The sequence below is a fragment of the Cutibacterium sp. KBN10P07758 genome, from assembly GCF_050286205.1.
In the GTDB taxonomy this organism is placed as follows: domain Bacteria; phylum Actinomycetota; class Actinomycetes; order Propionibacteriales; family Propionibacteriaceae; genus Cutibacterium; species Cutibacterium acnes.
This window is the reverse complement of sequence record NZ_JBNNQV010000001.1, coordinates 148,165-163,328: the sequence shown is the minus strand read 5'-3', so window position 1 is coordinate 163,328 and position 15,164 is coordinate 148,165. Positions and strand designations below refer to the sequence as shown.

The 15,164-nt window shown below is 60.4% G+C and carries 17 protein-coding genes; 5 read left to right on the top strand and 12 right to left on the bottom strand.

The window, feature by feature from the left end:
• Window positions 1-57 precede the first annotated feature (57 nt).
• From ACOYO3_RS00770 to rpsF, 5 genes are all read right to left on the bottom strand, one after another.
• A complete protein-coding gene (locus ACOYO3_RS00770) occupies window positions 58-696 on the bottom strand; it encodes a hypothetical protein (RefSeq protein ID WP_002518153.1) in 639 nt (212 codons plus the stop codon).
• A gap of 322 nt (window positions 697-1,018) precedes the next feature.
• Complete coding sequence (rplI, locus tag ACOYO3_RS00765) at window positions 1,019-1,468, bottom strand: 50S ribosomal protein L9 (protein ID WP_002514172.1); 450 nt, start codon at window positions 1,466-1,468, stop codon at window positions 1,019-1,021.
• A 13-nt stretch (window positions 1,469-1,481) separates the two neighbouring features.
• Window positions 1,482-1,721, bottom strand: coding sequence for a 30S ribosomal protein S18 (rpsR, locus tag ACOYO3_RS00760; protein ID WP_002514173.1), 240 nt, complete (start codon window positions 1,719-1,721; stop codon window positions 1,482-1,484).
• Between the two features lie 126 nt (window positions 1,722-1,847).
• Window positions 1,848-2,402, bottom strand: coding sequence for a single-stranded DNA-binding protein (locus ACOYO3_RS00755; RefSeq protein WP_002516468.1), 555 nt, complete (start codon window positions 2,400-2,402; stop codon window positions 1,848-1,850).
• A 127-nt stretch (window positions 2,403-2,529) separates the two neighbouring features.
• Entirely contained in the window at window positions 2,530-2,820 is a 291-nt protein-coding gene (rpsF, locus tag ACOYO3_RS00750; protein WP_002514175.1) for a 30S ribosomal protein S6, read from the bottom strand.
• A 171-nt stretch (window positions 2,821-2,991) separates the two neighbouring features.
• Here rpsF and ACOYO3_RS00745 point away from each other — a divergent pair, with 171 nt between their 5' ends.
• Window positions 2,992-3,195, top strand: a complete 204-nt coding sequence (locus tag ACOYO3_RS00745; RefSeq protein ID WP_002516461.1) for a hypothetical protein — start codon at window positions 2,992-2,994, stop codon at window positions 3,193-3,195.
• 146 nt (window positions 3,196-3,341) lie between these two features.
• Here the strand turns inward: ACOYO3_RS00745 and ACOYO3_RS00740 are convergent, their stop codons facing one another.
• The 3 genes from ACOYO3_RS00740 to ACOYO3_RS00730 all read right to left on the bottom strand — a co-directional run bounded on the left by ACOYO3_RS00740 (window position 3,342) and on the right by ACOYO3_RS00730 (window position 5,875).
• Window positions 3,342-3,725, bottom strand: a complete 384-nt coding sequence (locus tag ACOYO3_RS00740; protein WP_002518157.1) for a rhodanese-like domain-containing protein — start codon at window positions 3,723-3,725, stop codon at window positions 3,342-3,344.
• 177 nt (window positions 3,726-3,902) lie between these two features.
• Window positions 3,903-4,364, bottom strand: coding sequence for a PTS sugar transporter subunit IIA (locus tag ACOYO3_RS00735; RefSeq protein ID WP_002516475.1), 462 nt, complete (start codon window positions 4,362-4,364; stop codon window positions 3,903-3,905).
• A 23-nt stretch (window positions 4,365-4,387) separates the two neighbouring features.
• Window positions 4,388-5,875, bottom strand: coding sequence for a PTS fructose transporter subunit IIC (locus tag ACOYO3_RS00730; RefSeq protein WP_002518152.1), 1,488 nt, complete (start codon window positions 5,873-5,875; stop codon window positions 4,388-4,390).
• A gap of 51 nt (window positions 5,876-5,926) precedes the next feature.
• Between ACOYO3_RS00730 and ACOYO3_RS00725 the strand changes: the two genes are divergently transcribed.
• Window positions 5,927-6,118, top strand: coding sequence for a hypothetical protein (locus ACOYO3_RS00725; RefSeq protein WP_002518150.1), 192 nt, complete (start codon window positions 5,927-5,929; stop codon window positions 6,116-6,118).
• Window positions 6,119-6,256: 138 nt separating this feature from the next.
• On the opposite strand, the gene ACOYO3_RS00720 is transcribed toward ACOYO3_RS00725, so the two are convergent.
• Together ACOYO3_RS00720 and ACOYO3_RS00715 are read right to left on the bottom strand one after the other, a co-directional pair.
• Entirely contained in the window at window positions 6,257-8,197 is a 1,941-nt protein-coding gene (locus ACOYO3_RS00720) for an AMP-dependent synthetase/ligase (RefSeq protein ID WP_002518498.1), read from the bottom strand.
• A 67-nt stretch (window positions 8,198-8,264) separates the two neighbouring features.
• Window positions 8,265-9,062 (bottom strand): deoxyribonuclease IV, encoded by a 798-nt coding sequence (locus ACOYO3_RS00715; RefSeq protein ID WP_002516464.1) that lies wholly within the window; start codon window positions 9,060-9,062, stop codon window positions 8,265-8,267.
• Window positions 9,063-9,173: 111 nt separating this feature from the next.
• Between ACOYO3_RS00715 and ACOYO3_RS00710 the strand changes: the two genes are divergently transcribed.
• The 3 genes from ACOYO3_RS00710 to ACOYO3_RS00700 are packed head-to-tail and all read left to right on the top strand — an operon-like array spanning window position 9,174 to window position 11,318.
• Complete coding sequence (locus ACOYO3_RS00710; protein WP_002518159.1) at window positions 9,174-9,983, top strand: SDR family NAD(P)-dependent oxidoreductase; 810 nt, start codon at window positions 9,174-9,176, stop codon at window positions 9,981-9,983.
• A 1-nt stretch (window position 9,984) separates the two neighbouring features.
• Entirely contained in the window at window positions 9,985-10,836 is an 852-nt protein-coding gene (locus tag ACOYO3_RS00705) for a lysophospholipid acyltransferase family protein (protein ID WP_002516470.1), read from the top strand.
• Entirely contained in the window at window positions 10,836-11,318 is a 483-nt protein-coding gene (locus ACOYO3_RS00700) for a GyrI-like domain-containing protein (RefSeq protein WP_002516449.1), read from the top strand. The genes ACOYO3_RS00705 and ACOYO3_RS00700 overlap by 1 nt, the downstream gene beginning before the upstream one ends.
• 70 nt (window positions 11,319-11,388) lie before the next feature.
• Here the strand turns inward: ACOYO3_RS00700 and ACOYO3_RS00695 are convergent, their stop codons facing one another.
• Together ACOYO3_RS00695 and ACOYO3_RS00690 are read right to left on the bottom strand one after the other, a co-directional pair.
• The gene (locus tag ACOYO3_RS00695; protein WP_002518139.1) at window positions 11,389-12,582 is read right to left on the bottom strand and encodes a septal ring lytic transglycosylase RlpA family protein; all 1,194 of its coding nucleotides are present in this window, start codon (window positions 12,580-12,582) and stop codon (window positions 11,389-11,391) included.
• Window positions 12,583-12,861: 279 nt separating this feature from the next.
• A complete protein-coding gene (locus ACOYO3_RS00690) occupies window positions 12,862-15,120 on the bottom strand; it encodes a heavy metal translocating P-type ATPase (protein WP_002524512.1) in 2,259 nt (752 codons plus the stop codon).
• Window positions 15,121-15,164 lie beyond the last annotated feature (44 nt).

Here is a 15,164-nt window from a genome sequence, read left to right as displayed (position 1 = left end):
CCCGCAGTGGCGAGGGAAATCTGACGGTACGTGAGATCAGCGATCTTCGCCGCCTAGTCAGGGCCACAGACGGTAGGCGTGGCCATCACCTACCCGCCAGACTGAGACCCCTGCTACCCCCACTTCCAAAGACCCCACGCCAGCGACAATTCTGACGGCTCGCCCTTGTAGTTCGGGCGGAACTTGATACCCCATCGTGACGTGGGGGTTCCACCACCTAGGGCCGTAATAGTTGAAAGCGATGACCCCCGCCGCAGCCAACCGCCGGTGCAGCAACTCATGAGGTCGCCGGAGGTCCTCCGGTAGACAGGTCAGCGCGCGAAAACTACCAACAGAGGGAGGTGCGGAACACAATTCCGGCTCCCCCTCGCTCGAGGTGTCAAAAATCGTCACGGGGTCAGAAGAGGTGGGGTCGTGAGGGCACAACCCGACGACGCCGTCGGAATTAGGAAGGCGACATGATTTCGTGAGCGTGATTCTCTCGGGCCACCCGACATCAACAAGATGAGAGTCGACTCCCTCCATGGTCGAAACCGCCGCGACCGTGATATGGGCTGGCTGGTGCAAGACAGGTACGCCAACTGCCATGAGCTGGTCCCGGATACTTTGAAGGATCTCTTGGGCCTTGTCGTCGAGGGTAAGGGACAAGGTGTGGGTGAACACAATACCGGGCTGCCAGTCGACGTCGTCTGTCACAACTCACCCCCTCACATGTGTTATAAAGCTGTGAACACTGTCACCTTTTCCTTCAAGGACGGGCCGCGTTCCAACCACGACGCTGAAGGAGGTGCCAACGGTGGCAAGTGAAACACAGCGCGAGGAGCACAGTGCCGGACGAGCTGCACTCAACACCATCGCTACCTGGGGTTGACACATCATCTTTGGTATTGGCGGCCGCGCGCGAAACCCCTGAAGCACCGTAATGAGATTACTTCGTCATTTACTTTCGCCGGTGGTGACGGAGCAAAGGGAGGGCACCCAGTTGGATGCCCTCCCTTATGTCTGCGTGTACGTCAGATCACGCGGCGGGAACAGTCTCGACCGTGACGTGACCCTTAATAGCGTCATGCAGCTTGACGCCGACAGTGTGCTTGCCGATGGTCTTGATCGGCTTGGTGATCTCGATGGACCGCTTCTCGAGGGCGGGGCCACCGGCCTTCCTGACTGCCAGCGCAATATCGCCAGGAGTCACGGCCCCGAACAGACGACCGTTCTCGCCGACCTGGACAGTCACCTGGACGACCAGGTGCTCCAGCTGCGAGCGGATCTGCTCAGCCTCCTCCTTGGACTTGATCTCCTTAGCCTTACGGGCGCGAGTGATGTCCTTGATCTGGGCCTCAGCACCGCGCGTCCACTTGATGGCGTAATTCTGCGGCAGCAGGTAGTTACGGCCATAACCGTCCTTGACCTCGACGATGTCACCGGGGACACCGAGCTTGGCCACCGGAGCAGTGAGAATGAGCTTCATGTCTTCCCCCTTCTCAGCGAGCCGTCGAGGCGTACGGGAGCAGTGCGAGTTCGCGTGCGTTCTTAATCGCAATAGCGACCTTGCGCTGATCCTGGACAGACAGCCCGGTGACGCGACGTGCGCGAATCTTGCCTCGCTCAGAGATGAACTTGCGCAGCAGGGCGGTGTCCTTGTAGTCGACCGCGCCAATATGCACGGTCTTGATGGGGACGACCTTCTTCTTGTTCACAGACTTGCGCTGTGGACCGGCCATTGTGGTGCTCTCCTTCGTATGAAAGCCCGGCTCTTGCCGGAATGTGCCTTGTCCGCGACCCCGAATAGGGGCGCCGAACCTGATGTTTGTTGATGACGCCGCTTGTCAGCGGTGTAGCCCTACCGATCAGAACGGGGGCTCGTCGGTCTGGGCTGAGGCCCAGGGATCGACTCCACCACCACGGTTGGCGTCACCGTTGTTATAGGACCCCTGGTTCCCGGGGTTTCCACCCCAGTTACCACCCTGGCCACCATTGCCACCAGACCAACCGCCTTGGCCACCAGCGGAGTTTCCACCCCAGTTACCTCCGCCGGAGGACTGGTTACGCGAAACCTTCGCCGCAGCGAATTTCAGCGACGGGCCAATCTCGATGACGTCAATCTCATAGGAGGTGCGACGGTTGCCGTTGCGGTCCTCATAGGAGCGAGCCTTGAGGTTGCCGCTGACGATGACGCGCATTCCCTTGGACAGGGACTCAGCGACGTTCTCGGCGAACTGGCGCCACACCGAGCAGTTGAGGAACATGGCCTCACCGTCACGCCACTCATTAGTCTGTCGGTCAAAGGTTCGCGGGGTTGATGCCACCGTGAAGTTCGCGACAGGCACCCCGTTGGGGGTGAAGCGCAGCTCAGGATCGGCGGTTAAGTTGCCAATCACCGTGATGGGTGTTTCGCCAGCCATGTCAGTCTCCAGATCGCAGTAGTTCTAGTAGTTTGCAATCAATGGTTCCAGTGTGCCGTTCACCCTGGACAGTCTCCCATGTATCGCCTGGGAAACAGGGCAAACAGACTTGTGGGACCCGCGATCCTCAGTGGATCTCGGGACGCATGACCTTAGTGCGCATAATCTTCTCGTCGATGGCGAGAAGACGATCCAACTCCTGGATGGTCGCGGGCTCGCAGGTCGCGTTGACGACGACGTAGATGCCTTCCGACTTCTTCTGAATGTCGTAAGCGAGACGACGCTTGCCCCACACGTCGACATTGTCGACGGTGCCCTTCTCGTCAGTGATGACCTTCAGGTACTTCTCCATGAGGGAATCGACCTGACGCTCTTCGACGGTCGGATCAATGATGATCATGACCTCGTACTTACGCATACGCTGACTCCACCTCCTCTGGTCTCAGCGGCCACGGGTACATCCCGTGGCAGGAGGGCGAATGCCACCGATCGGGGTCTTCCCGATCGGCCAGCTGTCATGACAGGCAGCTAGTGAAGAAGGATACCGGGCGACCCGCCGTTCTCCGAATTCAACACATTGCTACGGCTATTGCAACATGGCGATCCCATCCGATCTCGCTCACTACCTGGCCACACCGACGGATCGAACCGTTCCGCAACCCCACACCGCCGCTACCAGCTGCCTTCCACCGGCGGTGATCCCGCGATCGGTCTACCCGGAATTGCCGGGATCGTCGGCCTGGGAGCAGTCATCACCACGACAGTCACGGCCACCCATAAGTCGCGCCGCTGACGCATGACGACGCATCTCTCTCTTACCGATCAGTAAGAGGGAGATGTTTTTGTGGGGATTGTTATGAAGTGCGCCGGGGTGGAACATAGCCTCTGTTAAGGAGGAAGTGCGGCGCAGACGCTGACACCCGTTTCGCGAGGTTAGCTTCAGCGACCTCGTGGCGGACCAGGAATAAGAATCTCCCCACCCGCGCGCCAAGCATGCAGCCCAGAGGCGAGAAAGTCGCAGTTGTAGCCCTTTTCCCGCACCGGAGCTACCAGATGACCGGACCGAAACCCCGTGTCACACACCAGGATGAAATGGGGGTTGGGTTCAGCCAGCGGGTCATCGCCATACACAGCGGTGAAGGGGTCAGCGAGCAACTCCTTAGGACTAACGAGCCGGGCCCCGGGCGCATGCCCGGCTTCATACTCACGAGCTGTCCGCACATCAACGAGTACCGCACCCTTAGCGAGAGCGTTCAGGACGTCCGGGAGATCAAGGCCGCCCTCGGCCATCCCATGATTCATCAGCAGGTCACGCAATCCCATGGCTGCACAGTTTAGGGAACCCTGCCGATCGGTGATTCACACCCCGTCCAACTCATCCGATGGCGAAAATTCCCGACACGGCGCAGCCTGGGGAACGGTGGTGCCCATCCCCCAGGCCAGCTGACAAAAATGGTCACTCCCGCCCGACTTCGTCAAACATCGTCGGGCTGGAATATGTCAGGCGCTGATGCCAGCCAGCACCTCGCGAACCTCCTGAGGAGTAGAGGCGGCCAGGAGCTGGTTACGGAAATCAGCCTTGACTAGGGAACGCGCCAACGAAGCGAGAATCCGCAAGTGTTCATTACCAGCGGCAGCCTCGGGAACAGCGATGAGGAAGACCAGGCTGGCCAAAGAACCGTCCGGGGCTCCCCACCTCACACCCTCGTCACTACGGGCAAAAGCCAGTGCCGGGCGGTCGACACCGTCGCACTTACCGTGCGGGATAGCGATGCCGTCGCCGAGTCCTGTGGTGCCTGCCTCCTCACGGGCGCGGACCGCTTTGATAAGCACGTCGCGGTCAAGCAAGGCGCCACTAGCATCGACGAGATCGACCATCCTCTCGATAGCGTCGTCCTTGTCTCCTGAGCTGAGGGATAGATCGATAGATCTCTCGTCAAGCAGATCTGCGATGGTAGCCATGTCATAACTCCTTTCGAGGTGACTCACGCGGTGACAGCGCGATCCTTCTTGCGGGCGGTAATTCTCTTGAGGGCCAGGGACATGAAAGCCGTCACCAAAGCGCCAATGAGGATCGCCGTAAAGAACCCAAGCAGAGGCTTGCACGCTCCGAGAACACCGACAATCGGACCGCCATGCATGACGACGTCATGAACGCCAAACATGCCAGCCAGCACAGCGGCAACGGCTCCACCCACCATGTTCGACGGGATCACGCGGGCTGGGTCAGCCGCGGCAAAGGGGATCGCACCTTCGGTGATGCCAAACAAGCCCATAAAGAGGGCAGCAATACCGGCGTCACGCTCTTGCTTGGTGAACAGACGACGATCGATGAGAGTGGCCAGGCCCATGCCGAGCGGGGCAACCGGGATGGCAGCCGCGGCCAGTCCCATGACCTTGCCCTGATCAACGGCAATCATGCCCCCGGCGAAGAGGAAGGCGACCTTATTGACTGGACCGCCCATATCGAAGCTGACCATGAGGCCAATGATGATAGCGAGGACGGTTATCGACGACGTTGTCATGCTGGCCAGGAAGTGGGTTAACCCGTTAAACAGGGCAGCTAGCGGACGGCCGAGCACATAGACGTACAGCAGCGAGACGATCGCAGTGCCGAAAATCGGGACGATCAGGATCGGCACGATCGGCTTGACGTACTCGTGCCACGGGATCTTCCTCATCCACTTGGCGACGTAGCCAGCGATGAAGCCGATAACGATGGCACCGATAAATCCGGTATTGAGGCCGGTCTTTGTGCCACCGGGGCCTGTTGTTGTCAGGTAGGGAAACTGTGCGCCGCTATTGGCGATGAAACCGGAGACCATACCGACGACAAGACCAGGACGGTCAGCAATGGCCTGGGCGATGAAACCGGCGAGTATCGGGATCATGAGGGAGAAGGCCAACGTGCCAACTTGCAGGATAGTCTGCCAGAAACTGTCCTCAGGAACGGCGACGCCACCAGCAGTGGGTTTACCACCGATGCCCAAAGCCAGAGCAATCATGATGCCGCCGCAGACCACAAACGGGATCATGTGGGACACGCCAGCCATGAGGGCGGTGTACAAGGTGTGACCAACGGACTCCTTGCCATCCTTACTGGCCGAGGTAGTTCCCGTTTCGGCGGCTGGCTCGTCGGAAGGTTCGGCAGCCCCAGCGCCCCCACGGGTCGGAGCGGTTAAGGCCTGTTCCAAAAGCTCGGCTGGGCGTGAAATACCGTCCTGAACGCCGGTTACCAGGACCCGCTTGCCGTCGAAGCGGGACAGATCGACCTCAGTGTCGGCGGCAACAACCACAGCATCAGCCTCGCGAATGTCATCAGCTGTGAGCTCATTCTCAACACCAATCGATCCCTGGGTCTCAACCTTGATCTGGTTACCGGTCTCCTTGGCGGTTTCCTCCAGCTTCTCGGCAGCCATGTAGGTGTGGGCAATACCGGTCGGACATGCTGTGATTCCGACGTATTTCTTCATCGTTCTCCTTGTTGAGGGGACGCGCTCGCCCGGCTGCCAGCGAGCGCTGGAATGGTTGCTGCCGACCTCCATGGCCGGCGTAGCCCCACCGGCACCGAGCCATCACACGGCGACGTGGGCGCCCGGAAAGCCACCTTGTTCAGCGGGGTCGGCACTCATCAAGATTCTACTACTGGCCTTGTCACCGGGGCCCATGACCTGGCGACGAAAAACCCCGGCCCAGGCGAGGGTGGAGCACGGTAGTGCTGCGACCGCCCTCGTGCTGACAAAAATTGACACGCTCCACGGGTACCACCCAGCAGATGGATCCGATCGTGGTGCACCGCACCGACGCACTGCGCCAACGGAACAACGCCGAGCGAACCCGCCCGCGCCCCCGAATCAGTGCTTGGAGTCTCTTTTACCAGCCCTTCGTCGGGCCGCAAGCCGCGCGTACATCTCTTCAACGATCTCGGTGAATCTCTTCTCCACCTCACGTCGGCGTACCTTGAGGGTTGGAGTGAGCAGTCCGTTGTCTGTGGTGAACTCGTCCCACAACACTCGCAGATCACGAATCTGCTCTTGATGAGGCAATTTCTCGGTGATCTCGGCCACCCGGCGACGAATTTCCTCCGCTAGCTCCTCGGAACGCAGCATTTCCGGGCCCGTCATTGAGGTGATATGCAACCTCTCGGCCAACTCTTCTACCTGAGGCAGCGACGGCTTAACGAGCAGAGTCAGGCACGGACGGTTATCGCCCAGCAGCACCGCGTGTTCGAAGAGGGGGTCCTTCATGAGCGAATTCTCGATCGGCTGAGGCGAAATATTCTTGCCGTTAAGGGTGACGATGATGTCTTTGAGGCGATCGGTAATGACGAGAAAACCATCTTCGTCGATGTGCCCAATATCCCCAGTGTGCAACCAGCCATCTTCGATTGCTGCGGCAGTGGCCTCAGGGGCCTTCCAATATCCTTTCATGACGTTGGGACCACGGTAGAGAATCTCCCCGTCCTCAGTCGTTGTCATCTGACTACCCACTAGCGGCCTGCCAGCAGTGCCGAACTTGTATCCGCCTGGAGAGTTGAAGCTCACCAGCGGGGAGGCCTCTGTCAGCCCGTATCCCTGGCACACCAACAGCCCGCAGGCGGCGAAGAACTCTTCGACCTCTTTGCGCAGTGGAGCTCCGCCGGCCGCAAGCACAGTCTTGGGTCCACCGATGGCGTCACGGATGGCCTTGAGGACGAGACGATCGGCAACCCCATGACGCGCTCGCAAAGATACGCTGGGGCGCCGTCCCTCCTGCTCGGCTTGCCACCACTCGCGGCCAATCCGTATTGACCACTCAAAGATTTTGAGCTTGGCCGGAGAATCAGAAACCTTCTCACGGGCCACGCTCATGACTTGTTCGTACAGTTTCGGCACTGAGACGAAAAGGGTTGGGCGGACCTCAGCCAACATTGCCGAGATCGTTTTCGGGTTGGGCACGAAGGTATTGAGGCAACCATGTCGAATCACCGCCATCGACCATCCCCACTCCAGGGCGTGCGAGAGCGGCAGGAAGCTCAGCGAGTGATCAGCTGGGGTGACGTCGAAGAAGGCGTCAAGTGCCTGCAGCTCAGCCAACGCGGCCCGATGGCTGATCATGACCCCCTTGGGCTCACCCGTGGTTCCCGAGGTGTAAATCAACGCGGCAACATCGTCGGGGCATGACTGCCCCATGCGCTCCTCGACGACCGTCTGTATCTCCTCCGAAACCCCAGCCTGACGCACCTGTTCCAGGGACAGCACCGTCAAACCGTCATGATCACCAACCTGATCTGCCGGATTTATCAGGATCACCGTCTCAAGGCCGGGCATCTGATCGCGGGCCTCGAGAATACGGTCGAGCTCCTTGGGACCAGCCGTGATGATGACACGCACCCCAGCATCAGTGACGATGTGAACAATCTGATCAGGGGTCGACGTCGGGTAAATCGGCACCGGGATCACGCCAATCGTCATGCCCGCGAGATCAGCCTCGATCCACTCCGGGCAATTACCGGCGAACAGAGAAATACGATCCCCGCGCTGCAGGCCATCCTCGGTGAGCAGCCCGGGAGTGACAAAGGCCCGGGCGAGCCCGGCTACGCGACGCCCAGTCTCCGCATAGGTGCGGATAATCCACTGACCGCCCTGACGAACCCGAGTCGCGGGACGGAACCCGTGGTTGGCAACCGTGGCGCGGAACATGTGGGCGAGGTGGCTCTCAATGAAGTTCTCCCCCGGTACAGGTTTACCGAGAAGCTCCCCGGCCGGGTCAAGTTCAGCTCTACCGGGCTGATGTGTGCTCGCTGCCATGACCATTCTCCCTTACCGGTATCGACCTAACCCCCCATCGTAATGTGCTGCGATCACCCCGCGCAGGCGCCGGTCACAAGCGCTCACGCAGCCAGGCGATGTCGCGGGCCTGACCCTCAGCCTCCCCTGGGGTCTCGACGACGACCGGGGCCTCCGCAGCACGGATGACATCGACGAGGGTATCGGCCTCGCACTGACCTTCCCCCAGGTTGGCGTGGCGATCCCGCCCCGACCCGACAGCGCCCTGAGAATCATTAGCGTGCACCAGGTTGATCCGACCCGTAATGCCACGCACATCGTCGACCAGACTCGCCATGTCGAGACCGGCCGCGAAAGCGTGGCAGGTATCCAGACAGAACCCGACGTTCTCGTGCCCTGACGCGGCACCGATGGCCTCCCACGTACCCGACAACCTCTCCAGGAACCGCGCCATCGCATTGTCCCCACCGGCGGTGTTTTCGACAAATAGCGGCACCGACATTTCAAGGCCGTCAATAGCCTTGCGCCAGTTGTCCTGACCTTTCTCAATCGGCTCCCCGGCACGCACGTGGCCACCATGGACGACAACCCCCATCGCCCCAACTTCAGCAGCGGCATCAAGGGTCTGTTGCAACAGTTTGCGACTAGGAATGCGGATACGGTTATTGAGGGAAGCGACGTTGATAACGAAAGCAGAGTGCACAACCAGCGTCAGCCCAGCCTCCCCAGCGGCCTCCCGCAGCGCCAGCGAGCCGCCGGGAAAGTCACACACCGGCTTCTTCCAAGACTTCGGATCGCCCAGGCTGATCTGAGCGATGTCGGCTCCACGTGCTGCCGCCTGCGCTACGGCGTCAGCGGTGTCAACATGACCGCCAATGATCCACTTCGTCATGTCGATACTGTGCCATGAGGTAGCGACTGTCCGACGTTCGTTATGACGGAACGCTGACGAAAGTCGCTGCGATGATGGTGACCATCCCCGCAGTGCCGTAGATTGGACGGTATGGCAACGAGCATGGTCACGGGCGGAACATCAGGCATCGGCCGCGAATTCGTCACCCAACTGGCTGCCCGCGGCGACGACATCGTCATCGTCGCCCGCGATACCGAGCGCATGGCCGCGATCAAGGCGGACGTTGAGGCCCGTTACGGGGTTTCCGTCGAGACCATTGCAGCAGACCTATCGCGCCGCGAGGACGTCGACCAGATCACCACTCGGGTGGAGGACCCCAACCACCCCGTCGATCTATTGGTCAACAACGCCGGGTTCGCAGTGCACGCCAAGATCCTCGACCCTGAGGCCCTTGAACTACACGACCGCGCCGTCGAGGTCATGATGCGGGCAGTCCTGGTGCTCTCAGCAGCAGCAGGACGGGCAATGAAGGCCCGCGGACATGGGGCCATCCTCAACCTTTCCTCGTCAAGCGCTTGGATCAACACTGGCAATTACTCCGCCATCAAAGCGTGGGTACTCACCTTCACCGAGGGCCTGTCCAACGAGCTGGCCGGCACCGGCGTCAAGGCCATGGCGCTGTGCCCGGGATGGGTACACACCGAATTCCACTCACGCGCCAACGTCACCGCCAACCATCTGCCGGACTTTTTCTGGATCGACGCCGAAGTCCTGGTACGCGAGGCTCTCAACGACCTTGACCATGACAAGGTAGTATCCATTCCTACCCCGCTCTGGAAGTTCTTCATCGCAGTGGCCACACATACCCCACGTTCCGCTATGAGATTCCTGTCACGAACTCTGTCCTCGTCTCGAGACAAGGACGACCACCCTCGACACACTCCGGGAGGCGAGGCCTGAGATGGCCAGCGTCAAACCCACTAAGGACCGGGGCCGGTACACCAATGATCTGTCCGCCGCGACGCGGCAGGCAGCGAACATGCTTCTGCTGCGTCCTTTGGTGTGGAAAGTCGTCAAAGTGAGCGTCCACGGAGCCGACAACCTCGACGGGCTCGACGGTGCCTACGTCGCCGTCGCTAACCATTCCTCCCACCTCGACGCGCCGCTCGTTTTTGGGGCCCTTCCCAAGCGGCTGTCAAAGTACCTAGCTACCGGGGCCGCTGCTGACTATTTCTTCACCGCCTGGTGGAAGGCCATCGCTCCGGTGCTCTTCTTCAACGCGTTCCCGGTCGACCGAGGCAAAGGCAAAAGTAAGCAAGGTGCCCGTAGTCCCCGTTCCCACCGCGGTATGGCTGGGTCACTGCTGACAGATGGCGTCCCCCTGCTGATCTTTCCGGAGGGCACCCGGTCTCGCACCGGTGCAATGGGCACCTTCAAACCTGGGGCTGCCGCATTGGCTATTTCACGTGGGGTTCCGGTTATCCCGATTGCTTTAGTAGGAGCATGGGCGGCTATGCCGTCCGAGCAAGCCGGGTTACCAAAAGGACGCCCATCGGTCCACGTGGCTATTGGACACCCTATGGACCCTGTTCCCGGCGAGATCGCCCACCAATTCTCCGAACGGATTCGTCGCCAGGTCATTGAGTTGCACGACCAAACCGCCCGCGCCTACGGCATGCCAACCCTTGACGAATACGGACGCCACCGCGCGCTAAGCCAGGCCTCCGAGAGCGGCGACACCGCATCCACCAACCACTCGACGTGCACAAGCAAGGAGCCGGCTGAGCCACCTCGGCCAAACGGAGGTCAATAATGGATCGCCCGGTCAATATCAGGGAGGTCGAGGCCTGCCGGGTCATTTCGATGACCCGGGTGGTGTCCATTGATGAGCTCGGCCCCTTCATGGACGAAGCCTTTGGGATTCTTGAGCGCCTTGCCCCAGGTGATCCCACCCTCGGCAAAGCCTCCCCGTTTGTCATTTACCACGATGGTCTCACTGCCGAACATGACGGAACCGTCGAGGTATGCCAGCCGATCCGAGGCACTATCGATGACGCTGTGCTCCCCCTTGACGTCGCTGTCCGCACCGTTGAGGCCCATCGGGAAGCGTGGGTCACCGTTACCAAAGCCGAACTGGAATACCCCGACATCGATGAAATCTACGATGCCTTTGACGCCTGGCTTGAAGAAGCTGGGCTAGTGCGCAGCGCCGCACCACGCGAGGCCTACTGGGCCGACTGGGACACCACCGGCATGGAGGAACCGGTCTGCGACGTGTGCTTTCCCATCGAATGAGGCGTCTCTTTGGTGCGAACGACTCAGGGCTGCCGCAGCAGCACACCAAGCGCCGTCAAACAGGCTGTAATCAGCTGTAGCGGACGGTCACCAGACCCTGTCCGGGAGCGATAGCGTTCATCGCGGCCGTTGAAAGATCAAGGCACCGTCCGCCGACGTAAGGACCGCGATCGTTAATGCGCACAGTCACAGTACGACCATTGCTGACGTTCGTGACGCGGATAGTCGATCCAAGCGGAAGGGTCTTCGACGCAGCAGTGAAGGCTGACGGGTCGAAGGTCTCACCGGAAGCAGTAGGGCCACCAGCAGTACCGTCACCCTCACCGTAGGTAGATGCCAAACAGGTAGTACCACTGGTCACCGGATCGGACGACTGAGATGCTGTCGAACGGTGCGAGGCGGAGGACGAACGCGTCGAAGGAGAACTCGACGACGCAGTCTTAGTGCCAACCTTGACGACCTGGGTCACAGGGGCGTTGACGACCTTGCTGGAAACCTTCTTCTCGGACACCTTCTTGCCGTCCTTAAAGACGACGGTCCAGGTTTCCTCGTTGATGCCGTTGACACCCTTAGTGATGACCTTGATCTCGCCCTTGGGCAGGCTGGAGTCCTCGACCTTCTTGGTGGAGAAGGGCACGGCGACACGACGCTTCTGAGACTTCTGGTCAACCATCGTCAGGGTAATCTTCATGCCATCGGACAGTGGCGTACCCAGACCCGGGTTAACGGCATCGCTCGAATCAACCTCGACCTTCGCCGCCTTGAGGGCGTCAGCAACGGTTCCAACCGCGGTAATCTTCTGAGTTTTGCCACCGATGGTGACCGTGACATCCTTAGCCGTCTGCATCGAGAAGGACAGCCCGGCACGCGAAATATCCAGTGAACGCGACACCGACACGAGGTTGTCAGGATCTGACTGGTTCAGCTGAGCCAAAACCTCGGCCACGTTCTTAGCCGTGGTCCAACGGACCACCTTCTTACCGTCAATAGTGACCACGACACGGCGACCGTAGTTAACGGTGATGACCTGGCCACCGTGAATCTCAGAATCCAGCGAGGGTTGCACATCGTCGTGCGGGCCAACTGTAATCCCCTGCTGGGCGAGAGCTTGCTTGACCGTGCCTGGCTTAACCTTGGCCTGCTGGGAGACTCCGTCCACGGAGAAGGTCACGGTATCTCGATCAAGTGCCTGGACCATCGTCAGGCCGCCAGCCGAGGTAAGGCTGAGGGCCCCGGCAATCGCGGAAGCTACAACTTTCGACATTCGACCATTTCAGTATCGGGGGCTCGAGGGCCCGGTACGGAGATCGGCGTCAGCCACACTGGCACGCGCCAACGTACCTCCGGTGGAAGGCACGGGCAACACCATAGAGCAGATCATCCGGAGAATCCAAAGATTTGCTGAGAAACTTAAGATTCGCTCGTTTTGAACGCATGCTCGGCGCGGATCACATCGACGTCGCCGAGGCCCCAGACTTCGTGGAAACCGTGCTATAAAGCCATTCTCCTGACGAGACCCCGGCGGTGGACCCATCCCAGGTTCTCAGTTTGAATCGCTCATCCCAGGATGCCAACGCACCAGCCTCATCGAGTTCGTGACAACGAAGATCGAGCTAAAGGCCATTGCCGCAGCCGCGATAACCGGGCTCAACAAGCCCACGGCGGCGACCGGAATAGCAATCACGTTATAAGCGAAGGCCCAGAACAAGTTCTGGCGAATCGTGCGATCCGTGGCGTGAGCAAGAGACAGGGCGTCAACCGCCAAACGCGGATCACCTCGGGTACAGATGATGTCGCTGGCAGCAATAGCGACATCGGCGCCAGTTCCCATAGCGATGCTCAAATCTGCCGTTTGGAGGGCAGCAGCGTCATTGACCCCATCCCCCATCATCGCGACGCGGGAGCCGTCCGAACGCAGCCGAGTGACAACGTCGACCTTGTCCGCGGGCATGACCTCACTCATGACCTCGTCAATGCCCAATTCTGACGCCACGTGAGCTGCAGCGCCGGAATTATCACCCGTCACCAGCACCGGGCGCACGCCAGCTTGAACCATCCGCTTCACCGCAACGACAGCTTCCGGCTTGATCTCGTCGCTCACCGCGATGGCACCGAGAATGTCGTCGCCTCGCCCCACCACAAGCACCGTACGGCCCTCAGCCTGGGCTCGCTCGACATTTTTCGACAACGTGTCAGGGATGGCGTCAAAAAGCGACACCCGCCCAGCCTTGGCCGGCAACCCGTTCACAGTCCCACTGACCCCAAGGCCAGGCAGAGCCCGAAAGTCCTCGGCGGGGGCCACACCTGGGCACGCCTCAACGATGGCCCGCGAAATCGGGTGCTCCGACCCCACTTCAAGCGCTGCTGTAACAGCAAGTGCAGGTGGGTTGTCAGAAATGTTCACCACACGTCCAGATTCATCCCACACCGCGACTACGGCCATCCGGCCAGTGGTGAGGGTGCCGGTCTTATCCATCGCCATAACGTCGATACCGCGGGCCCTTTCCAGGGACCCCGCACCTTTAATAACGATTCCCAACCTGGCACCGCGACCCGTGCCAGCAAGCAGGGCCATGGGGGTCGCCAAGCCCAGGGCACAGGGGCACGCAATGATGAGAACCGCCACCCCAGCGGTGAAAGCCGCCGTGACCCCCTGACCCAATACAGCCCACACAATCATCGTCAGGGCCGAGATGATCAAAACTGTCGGCACAAAAATCGACGAGACTTTGTCGGCGAGATCCTGGGTCTTAGAGCGACTGGTTTGAGCAGCCTCAACAAGGGTGGCGATGCGAGACAGCTCGGTATCTGAACCAACGGCGGTTGCCTCCACAACAAGCCGTCCAGAGGTGTTAACGGTGGCGCCGATCACCTCGTCACCGACCGCCACCTCGACCGGCAATGACTCCCCGGTAACAAGAGACGCGTCGATCGCTGAGCTTCCCTCAGCAACCCGACCATCGGTGGCGACCTTCTCCCCCGGCCGCACTACGAAGTGATCCCCCACCGTGAGGGCCTCGATCGGGACGGTGACCTCCTGCCCGTCACGGATCATCCGCACCGACTTGGCGCCCATCCGTAGCAACGCTTGCAAGGCCGATCCGGCCTCAGCGCGGTTACGGGCCTCAATCCACCGCCCAATGAGGATAAAGGTAATAACGCCGACTGATGCCTCCAGATATAGGGCAGAGGAAGGATCAGTGCGCTCCAGGGCCCATGTCATGCGGTGGCGCATACCGACATGTCCAGCACTGCCCCACATCAGCGCCCAGACAGACCACCCCAACGAGACCAAAGAGCCGAGGCTAATGAGAGTGTCCATTGAGGTTGCGCCATGCCGCAGGTTCGTCCAGGCGGCGCGATGGAAACCCTCCCCGCACCAAAAGACGACCGGGAGGCTAAGAGCAAGCGCCAGCCACTGCCATCCGTCAAACTGCAGGGCTGGAATCATCGAGAGCAGCATGACCGGCACCGCGAGAATGATGGCAACGATCAGTCTGGCGCGAATTTTCGCCGCGTGGTCCTCGGGTGGTGCGGCCGGCGTGGGGACACTAGCCCCGTAGCCAGCAGCCTCGACCACCCCGATGAGATCGTCGACCTCAATAGGCTTGGTGGTGAGGACATGGGCCTTGCTAGTCGCGTAGTTGACGGTGGCCTGGGCCCCATCAACCTTGTTGAGCTTCTTGGCGATGCGGGCGGCGCACGATGCGCAACTCATACCTGTGATGTCGAGGTTGATGGAGGTAGGTTCCGTCGCGTCCTTCAGCTCAGACTGCGCGTCGGGGTGAGTCGGGGTAGACATGTGTTTCCTTCGTGGACGACCCACCGGAATCCGGGATGTCGGGG

What these genes read in the sequence shown, in the direction of transcription:
- ACOYO3_RS00740 (WP_002518157.1), bottom strand. Translation starts at nt 3,725, where the DNA reads ATGGGATTGCGTGACCTGCTGATGAATCATGGGATGGCCGAGGGCGGC.
- ACOYO3_RS00700 (WP_002516449.1), top strand. Translation starts at nt 10,836, where the DNA reads ATGGATCGCCCGGTCAATATCAGGGAGGTCGAGGCCTGCCGGGTCATT.
- ACOYO3_RS00720 (WP_002518498.1), bottom strand. Translation starts at nt 8,197, where the DNA reads ATGGTCATGGCAGCGAGCACACATCAGCCCGGTAGAGCTGAACTTGAC.
- ACOYO3_RS00725 (WP_002518150.1), top strand. Translation starts at nt 5,927, where the DNA reads ATGGTTGCTGCCGACCTCCATGGCCGGCGTAGCCCCACCGGCACCGAG.
- ACOYO3_RS00755 (WP_002516468.1), bottom strand. Translation starts at nt 2,402, where the DNA reads ATGGCTGGCGAAACACCCATCACGGTGATTGGCAACTTAACCGCCGAT.
- ACOYO3_RS00690 (WP_002524512.1), bottom strand. Translation starts at nt 15,120, where the DNA reads ATGTCTACCCCGACTCACCCCGACGCGCAGTCTGAGCTGAAGGACGCG.
- rplI (WP_002514172.1), bottom strand. Translation starts at nt 1,468, where the DNA reads ATGAAGCTCATTCTCACTGCTCCGGTGGCCAAGCTCGGTGTCCCCGGT.
- ACOYO3_RS00695 (WP_002518139.1), bottom strand. Translation starts at nt 12,582, where the DNA reads ATGTCGAAAGTTGTAGCTTCCGCGATTGCCGGGGCCCTCAGCCTTACC.
- ACOYO3_RS00715 (WP_002516464.1), bottom strand. Translation starts at nt 9,062, where the DNA reads ATGACGAAGTGGATCATTGGCGGTCATGTTGACACCGCTGACGCCGTA.
- ACOYO3_RS00705 (WP_002516470.1), top strand. Translation starts at nt 9,985, where the DNA reads ATGGCCAGCGTCAAACCCACTAAGGACCGGGGCCGGTACACCAATGAT.
- ACOYO3_RS00710 (WP_002518159.1), top strand. Translation starts at nt 9,174, where the DNA reads ATGGCAACGAGCATGGTCACGGGCGGAACATCAGGCATCGGCCGCGAA.
- rpsF (WP_002514175.1), bottom strand. Translation starts at nt 2,820, where the DNA reads ATGCGTAAGTACGAGGTCATGATCATCATTGATCCGACCGTCGAAGAG.
- ACOYO3_RS00730 (WP_002518152.1), bottom strand. Translation starts at nt 5,875, where the DNA reads ATGAAGAAATACGTCGGAATCACAGCATGTCCGACCGGTATTGCCCAC.
- ACOYO3_RS00735 (WP_002516475.1), bottom strand. Translation starts at nt 4,364, where the DNA reads ATGGCTACCATCGCAGATCTGCTTGACGAGAGATCTATCGATCTATCC.
- rpsR (WP_002514173.1), bottom strand. Translation starts at nt 1,721, where the DNA reads ATGGCCGGTCCACAGCGCAAGTCTGTGAACAAGAAGAAGGTCGTCCCC.